This window comes from Mycobacterium sp. TH-M82, from assembly GCF_057473605.1.
Window position 1 is genome coordinate 1 of sequence record NZ_JBYCKY010000545.1, and the last position, 7,800, is coordinate 7,800.

7 protein-coding genes and 1 pseudogene are annotated in these 7,800 nt (G+C 62.3%); 2 read left to right on the top strand and 6 right to left on the bottom strand.

Features of this window, described 5'->3' with window-relative positions:
* Nucleotides 1-220 precede the first annotated feature (220 nt).
* Nucleotides 221-1,621, top strand: coding sequence for an IS30 family transposase (locus tag AC2VON_RS16540; protein WP_486953918.1), 1,401 nt, complete (start codon nt 221-223; stop codon nt 1,619-1,621).
* 179 nt (nt 1,622-1,800) lie between these two features.
* Here AC2VON_RS16540 and AC2VON_RS16545 read toward each other — a convergent pair whose 3' ends face one another.
* A complete protein-coding gene (locus tag AC2VON_RS16545) occupies nt 1,801-2,709 on the bottom strand; it encodes a helix-turn-helix domain-containing protein (protein WP_486953919.1) in 909 nt (302 codons plus the stop codon).
* Between the two features lie 135 nt (nt 2,710-2,844).
* Between AC2VON_RS16545 and AC2VON_RS16550 the strand changes: the two genes are divergently transcribed.
* Nucleotides 2,845-3,762 carry an alpha/beta hydrolase family protein gene (locus AC2VON_RS16550; protein WP_486953920.1) on the top strand — a complete coding sequence of 306 codons (918 nt, stop codon included), beginning with the start codon at nt 2,845-2,847 and terminating at the stop codon, nt 3,760-3,762.
* A gap of 48 nt (nt 3,763-3,810) precedes the next feature.
* Here the strand turns inward: AC2VON_RS16550 and AC2VON_RS16555 are convergent.
* The 5 genes and pseudogenes from AC2VON_RS16555 to AC2VON_RS16575 all read right to left on the bottom strand — a co-directional run.
* Nucleotides 3,811-4,925 (bottom strand): annotated as a pseudogene (locus AC2VON_RS16555) (IS3 family transposase); the annotation flags it as partial.
* Between the two features lie 71 nt (nt 4,926-4,996).
* Complete coding sequence (locus AC2VON_RS16560; RefSeq protein ID WP_486953921.1) at nt 4,997-5,482, bottom strand: DDE-type integrase/transposase/recombinase; 486 nt, start codon at nt 5,480-5,482, stop codon at nt 4,997-4,999.
* Between the two features lie 51 nt (nt 5,483-5,533).
* On the bottom strand, nt 5,534-5,782 hold the full coding sequence (locus tag AC2VON_RS16565; protein WP_486953922.1) for a transposase: 249 nt from the start codon (nt 5,780-5,782) through the stop codon (nt 5,534-5,536).
* Between the two features lie 123 nt (nt 5,783-5,905).
* Nucleotides 5,906-6,820, bottom strand: coding sequence for a hypothetical protein (locus tag AC2VON_RS16570; protein ID WP_486953923.1), 915 nt, complete (start codon nt 6,818-6,820; stop codon nt 5,906-5,908).
* Nucleotides 6,821-7,382: 562 nt separating this feature from the next.
* The coding region (locus tag AC2VON_RS16575) for an integrase core domain-containing protein (RefSeq protein WP_486953924.1) at nt 7,383-7,800 on the bottom strand (418 nt) is incomplete at its 5' end.

Sequence of the window (7,800 nt, forward strand, 5' to 3'; positions counted from 1 at the left end):
CAAGTGCAACTCCGCCGCATACTTTAGGTCAAGCATTTCCCTTGCTGGCGTGTCGTTTACGTGCTTCCGGCGTCCCCGATTAGCCGGTCAACAGGCAATCCCCGATCGAGCCCATGGAGGGTACGAGCCCCGAGCGTTTGGCGCGGTCGGTGAAGGCCCATGAGGTGAATTGGCTGGATTCAACTGATCGTTGCAACACCTCGATTTTTGGAGGTGTGGGGTGGGCGTGTTGGAGCGTCAGCAGGCGGTTCGGTTGTATCGGGGGCAGATCCCCTCGCCGGGGCGGCCGACGGTGGCCTGGCGCCAGGACCGGGTCAGGTTCTGGGTGGCTATTGCCGCGGGGGCGATGACCGAGGACGCTGCGGCAGCCGCGGGCGTGTCGTCGCCGGTTGGGTTCCGGTGGTTCCGTCACGCTGGCGGTGTGAATCCACGCTTGCCAGTGAGTGTTTCGGGTCGTTATCTGTCATCGGGTGAGCGCGAGGACATTGCGTTGTGGCGCGCTCAGGGGGCTGGTGTTCGTGATATCGCCCGTCGGCTTGGCCGTGCGCCCTCGACGATTTCACGGGAGCTACGGCGCAACGCCTCGACGCGCACCTACCGGCTTGATTACAAGGCCTCGATCGCCCAATGGCACGCAGAACGGCGTGCTCGGCGTCCCAAAACGGCCAAGCTGGTCATCAACGACCGGTTGCGCTGCTACGTCCAGGACAAGCTCTCTGGGGTTGTGCGCGGCCCCGACGGCCGGATCGTCGCCGGTCCTAGCGGTGGGAAATGGAACGGACGCAACAAACCTCACCGCGGGGATCGGGGCTGGGTGCAGGCCTGGAGCCCGGAGCAAATCGCTCGCCGGTTACGCGTGGATTTCCCCGATGATGAGACCATGCGGATCAGCCATGAGGCCATCTATCAGGCGCTGTATGTCGAGACCCGCGGTGCACTCAAACGCGACTTGGTTAGCTGCCTGCGCCGCGGTCGGGCCTTGCGGGTGCCGCGGGCACGGACCCGGCAGAAAGCCTGGGCGCATGTGACCCCGGAGACGTTGATCAGCCAACGGCCACCTGAGGTGGCTGATCGCGCTGTTCCGGGGCATTGGCAGGGGGATCTGCTGATTGGGTTGCAGCGCAGCGCGATCGGCACCCTGGTGGCACGCAGCAGCCGTTTTGTGATGCTGATCCACCTGCCCCGAGAGGATGGCTACGGGGTGGTCCCGCGGACCAAAAACGGGCCCGCCCTGGCTGGCTACGGCGCCCTGACGATGGCCAACGCGTTAGCGCAGTCAATCACTGCACTGCCGGCCGAGCTGCGGCGGTCGTTGACCTGGGACCGCGGCAAGGAACTTTCGGCGCACGCTCAGTTCTCGATAGCCTCCGGGGTCAAGGTCTACTTCGCTGACCCAAAGAGTCCCTGGCAGCGCGGCACCAACGAGAACACCAATGGTCTGTTACGCCAGTACTTTCCGAAGGGAACCGACTTGTCCCGCTGGGACACCGATGACATCGCCGCGATCGCTTACACCCTCAACACTCGGCCCCGCAAAACCCTCGGATGGCGCACACCCGCAGAAGCGTTCAACGACCACCTACACTCGCTTCACCAAGCCGGTGCTGCGACCACCGATTGATTCCAGCTTGCACGCCGTGGTCGGAGTGGATGACGCCACCGCCCTGCGGATCGCGGTTTGCGATGGCCATGCTCAGCGCGTTGGTGACCAGTGCCGCTGGCCGGACCCCGATAATCGGTCCGAGACCGGTGAGAGTTGTGGGGGTGCCGGTGGCATCGTAGCGTTCTTCGGTCGGTGAGCTATTGATTTTGTGGCCGAGAAGGTCCTTCGCGTTCGGGGCTTCCGAGATTGGTGTCGGCTCGTTGGGTAGCGGTCCAGCTGCCCAGGATTTGTATTGCTTGTGCCGATGGTGATTCCGGTTCTGCGGTGTATCCCACGAGGGACAGTCCGGGCGCGGCGGTGACGGTGAATACGTTGTAGGTCAGTGTGAGTTCGCCGACTGCGGGGTGGTGGAATCGTTTGGCGCCGTGCCGGTGTGCGGTGACGTTGTGCGCTGCCCAGCGGGTGCGGAATTCGTCACTGCGCGTCGCCAATTCACCGACGATGTGCGTGATGGCAGGTGAATGCGGGGAGCGTGCCGCCTCGGCTTGGAGCAGACCCACCGCCTCGTCGGCAGTCTTGTGCCACTCGGGGAAGAGCTGCTCGGCGCTGGGGTCGAAGAAGATGAAGCGGGCGAGATTTGGTGTGCCGGTGGCTCTGTCGAACACCGGTGCGTAGAGGGCTCGGCCGAGCGGATTGGCGGCCAGGATATCGAGGCTTCCGGTCATGACGATGGCCGGCGCGTTGAGCATGCTGTCCATCAGGTCTTGCATGCCGTCGGGAATGGTCGGTTGACTCAAGCGTCGAGCGCGGGTACCGCCACCGGTGGCGACAGCGGCCCGAGCAAGGTCGAAGAAATGGGCCGTTTCGTCGTCGGTGAGTTGCAGAGCGCGCGCAACGGCGTGCAGTACGTCGTCGGAGACCCCGGCGACGTTACCGCGCTCAATCTTGGTGTAGTACTCGCTGCTCACTCCGGCGAGCTGGGCGACTTCCTCGCGCCGCAATCCCGGCACGCGACGGCGGAGGCCGTGCGATAGCCCCACGTCGTGTGGTTTGAGTCGCGCTCGGCGGAGCATCAGGAACTCTTTAATGTCCTTGGCGATGTCCATCCAGCTCACTGTAGAACCGCGCCGACAACGCTGGGGGGTTCTGGCTATCCCCCCTATAAGGCGACACTGCCGCGCACGACGGCAACCACCTAGCGTGAGCGTTAAGACCAAACCGGCGGCGAAAGGATTGATTTCATGGCTGACGACGACCAGGCGCAAGCAGCGTTCGACAACTTCGTGCAACTGTGGACGACCGGCACCACGGCCGGGCGACGTGCCCCGATATTGCGCCGCCCCGACGAGGTCGGCTTGGAATATGAGGACGTCACGTTCCCATCTCTGGACGGTGTGCCGTTGGAAAGCTGGTTCATCCCCGCCGAGTCGGATCGGCTGATCATTCACAACCACTTCCTGCCCGGTAACCGGTACGGCTACCCGGGGCATCTGCCCGAGTTCAGTGGCCTCGGTGGGTTCGAGGTGAATTTCCTGCCAGAGTACAAGGCGCTGCACGATGCCGGTTACAACGTGTTGGCCTACGACCTCCGCAATCACGGCATGAGTGGTCAGGGCAACGGCGGTATCGCCGGTATCGGTTTGACCGAGTACCGCGACGTCATCGGCTCCCTGCGCTACGCGGCCGCACGCCCGGACACCACGGCCATGAAAAAGGCGCTGCTGTCGGTGTGCCTGGGTGCCGATTCGACCGCCGTGGCGTGGTCAAAGCACCCTGAGGAATTTTCCGAGATCCAGGCGATGGTGATGCTGCAACCCGTGTCCGGTAAGTACATCGTCGAAGAGTTCGTCAAGAGCATCGGCATGGACGACGGCTACGCCAAGTTCGATAAGGCCGTGCACGAGCGCACCGGCTTTCATCTCGCCGAGCAGTCACCGCTCGGGCACGTCCCGGCGGTCACTGTGCCCACGCTGGTCGCCCAGGTGCATGACGACACCATGACCCGTCCACAAGACGTGCAAGACATCTACGACGCGATCCCGGTCGCCGAGAAAAGCTTGTACTGGATCGAAGGCACCGATCGACGATTCGACGGCTACAACTTCTTTGGCCTACACCCCGAGATCCCGATCGAGTGGTTCGACAAACACATCAGCTGACACTGCCCGATGCGGTGGTCGCTTCCCAGGCGCCGAGCCAGGTGTTGGCCGGTGGCAGCAGGCCGCCGCGTAATCGGCTGGCGGCAAATAGCCCAGGGCTGAGTGCCGCCGGTGATGATTGTAGTCGTGCTTCCAGTCGCCGATGACGACCCTGGCCTGGGCCACCGACCAGAAGCTATTGATGTTGAGGCATTCGTCGCGGAGGCGGGAATTAAACGATTCGACGAAGCCGTTGCGCCACGGCTCACCGGGCGGAATGAAGTGCAAGCCAACCCGGGCTTTCGCCCAGATTGCCATTGCCCCACAAGCTAACTCGGGTCCGTTGTCGCACCGCAGCACGTCCGGGTAGGTGCCGCGGTGGACGGCTACCCGGTCCAATTCGTCGATGAGGTGCCCACCAGTGATGCTGCGCTCGACCATCCCGCCGAGGCATTCGCGGCTGTGCTCGTCGATGATCGACACAATCTTGATGGGCCGCCCATCAGTGGTCACGTCGAACTGAAAGTCGACCGCCCACACACGATTGGGCGCATCAGCGACCACGTCGGGCGGTGCGGTGGAGCTGCCGTGGCGTTTACGTTTTCGACGCTGCGGCACACGTAATCCTTCCTCGCGCCAAAGGCGTTGAATCCTCTTGTGATTCACGCGCCAGCCTTCACCGCGAGCATCGTGATACGCGGGCCGAAACCCCCGCCGGGGATGGTCCTTGGCATATTGCCGCAGCCAAGCCCTCAACGCGGCATCGGGATCTTCTGGGGTCTTCGACAACGGTTCGTGGCGTTGGGTGGCGCGGTGTTGCCCGGTGACGCGGCAGGCGAACCGTTCGCTAACCCCCAGTACCCGCTGGAGATGAAGAACTGCCGCCCGCCGGCGTTGCGGGCCTAAACGTTTCCCCGGGCGATCTCCTTGAGCGCGGCCTTCTCCAACTCCGCGTCAGCCAGAAGCCGCTTCAGGGTGCCATTTTCACGTTCCAGGTCTTTGAGTCGCTTGGCGTCCATAGCTTTGAGGCCACCGAACTGGTTCCGCCAGCGATGGTAGGTCGCTTCGGAGACACCCAGCTCGCGACACACCGCCGCGGTGTCGCCGCCCTCTGCCAACAGCCGATCAGCCGCCATCAACTTACGCACAATCTGCTCAGGACTGTGCCGCTTCCTCGTAGCCATGATTTCGTGACCTTCCTGACCCTCAGCGTGGGTCGTAAGGCTCTCACAAGTCATGGATCAACGAATGGGGGTCAGGCCACCGCGGTCTGGCTGGAGTCGATCGACCACCCGACGACCCGGCGCGAGAAGGTGTCGAGCACCACTGCGCAGTACACCTTGCCTTCGTAGGTGCGGTGTTCGGTGATGTCGGTGACCCACAACCGATTTGGCGCCTCACGTGTGAACATTCGCTCGACCAGATCAGCCGCCGTCGGTGTCTCGTGACGGGGCCGAGGACGGCGGTTGCCCGGCAGCCCTTTGATCGCCGCTCGCGCCATCAACAACTCGACTTGGTTGTGGCTGACTTGCAGTCCGAGCGCGAGGGTCAGTTCAGCGTGGACCCTGCGGGCGCCGTCGGTGCCCCGTGAGGCGCTGTCCACGGCACGGATCTGTTCGGTCAGCCACGCATGACGAACGGCCCGTGCTGACGGCGGGCGTGAGCGCCACTCGTAATAGCCCGATTCGGCCACCGACAACAGTCGACAAGCCAGCTGCACGGGCAGTCCTTCTGCGGCCATCGTGGCTATGGCCGCGTACCGCCTTTTGGGTCGTCCGGCTCCCGCAGCAGCTCACGAGCCCTTCAGGATGGCTACCTCGTTCTCCAGTTCGCGGATGCGCTTGTTGGCCGCAGTCAGCTCGGCTTGTTCGGCGCGGTTCAAACCGGGTAGTTGCCCGGTGTGGATCAGTTCCTGTTTGCGCCAGCAGTAAATCGTCTGGTCGCTGATGTCCAGATCGGCAGCGATCTGGGCCACGGGGCGGCCAGCGGCCACCAGATCGAGCACCTTACGGCGGAACTCCTCGGGATAACGTTTGGGCACGGACACGGCTCCTTCGACGGACGTCGTGACCAAAAGTCAAGCAAACCGACTCCGTGCAACCCGGGGCACATCAGAGTCTCCGAACATCCCGGAGCGGTTCAACAGAAGATTCTCGGTCGCAATTTACCAACCGCGCAGCTGAACTTGATAGATCGTCTCGGCAGTGGCACGCACCTCCCTGAAGCCGGCGACGAGATCGGCGATGGCGTAATAGCTTTCGTCGTAACCTTTGATAGCCCCGCCGCGTAGGTCGTTGAGACGATTGCCAGCCTTGTATGCGGCGGAGAGCCCCGCCAAGGAATCCAGCAGGACATGTATTCGATTGACCACCGGGTATTGGTAGCTGGCCACCAACGACGAAAGTAAAGTCGTCGGATCTCCGTGGACAAGATTGGACAGCCGCTTGTAGAAATTGTCGTCCGTCAGGATCGTCATTCGGCGTTGACCAGGTTCCCTCGATCGGTTGTAGCGAGCCTCCTCTTCGTTGAACATTGATGCGACTAGGCGTTCCTCCTGGCTGATGCTCTTGGGCTTGGCGAGACCGTACCCATTCATCCATTTTTCGACGTCAGTGATCAGCGTCTTGCGCGCTGAAGGATCCGGCCATTCTGCGGCTTTGACGAAATGCAGACAAAGATTGCAGCGTTCGAGCGGTGAGATGAACGGATCACTTAAGCGGTAGGTGCGAGCCGAGTGAGCGGTGACCGATCGAATAAGCGCACCCGGAGCGACGACGAATTCACTTGAGACTGCTAGGAGCGCCCCAACAGCCCAGAGGAACTCCCCAGCGCTCCGCGCGTACGCTGTCATCATCTCGTGTGACGCCTTAAGCGGATCACCCAACACAGGATGCCATTGGACGCCATGGGTTCTATCGAATTCGGCAATGTTCACCGAAGGCTCGTTGAATCCCAGCCTTGATGACGCGTCCAACTGCTGCGCAAGGGAAGCACACACCTGTGCGCTTCTGCCATAGAGCCCTGCCAGCCGCTCGATGAGTTGTGACTCTTCGTCACCGACGGTTCGGGTCGTCGACATGGAAGTGCACCTTCCGCCTTCACGGCCCGAGTTGCGGCCCGCGTCAATGCACGAATGTAACGCCCAATGCCGACAACCCGCTCGGCGTTGGTTCCGCCCTACCCGCGGCCACTAAGTCGCCGCAACTGAGCATTGGGCCCAACGAAGCGGGTATTGGCAGCCGATCCGCGATCCGCTGAGGTTTGCTGGCAAGTCGAGTCCGGGGATGCCGTCGTAGCTCGGCGCAGCTCATCTGCCGACCTTCTATCGACCGGGTGCGTGGCGCACATCGGTCGTGGTCAGCAGTGCGGAGAAGCCCAATAGTTGTTATTGCTTGACATCGGTGGTGCAGATAAGTGTTGCTTGCGCAACCAACTACTTTCTTGGGGTTTCGGGCGCGAGAGCTGCAGGATGCATTCCGCATCAGCCACGGATCTATCGCGCCATGGGGTGGCTCCCCTCGGTGACGCTTCGGACGGACTTGACCGAACCTCCACGACCATTCTCGGTCAGCATCTATGCCGGCTGCGTGCATCAAAGCGCCTTCCGTGTACTCTGAACCGTTCCGGGTTTGATGCCGGCTTCATGGTTGAGACATCGCCGGCTGGGACGCTCGGAGTTGAGCGTAGTAGGTGGCCTCGTATTCGTCGGGCGGGACGTAGTTGAGCACGCTGTGAAGGCGGCGGTTGTTATACCAGTCGACCCATTCCATGGTGAGGTATTCGACGTCATCGAGGGTTCTGAGCGGCCCGGTCCGAAATGGGCTGTTCGGCGTGATCGCTTCGGTTTTGAATAAGCCGATCGTGGTCTCAGCCAACGCGTTGTCGTAAGCGTCGCCGATGCTGCCGATTGATGCCACGATCCCTTCCAGCAGAAGGGTTTCGGCGAACGCGATCGATGTGTAGGCCAGGGTGCCGGAAAAGTTGATCTGTAGCCCTGTGACCTTGGCTGTTATCGTCGTGTGACCGGCGTGGCGTATGTGAAGGATGTGACCTACGGGC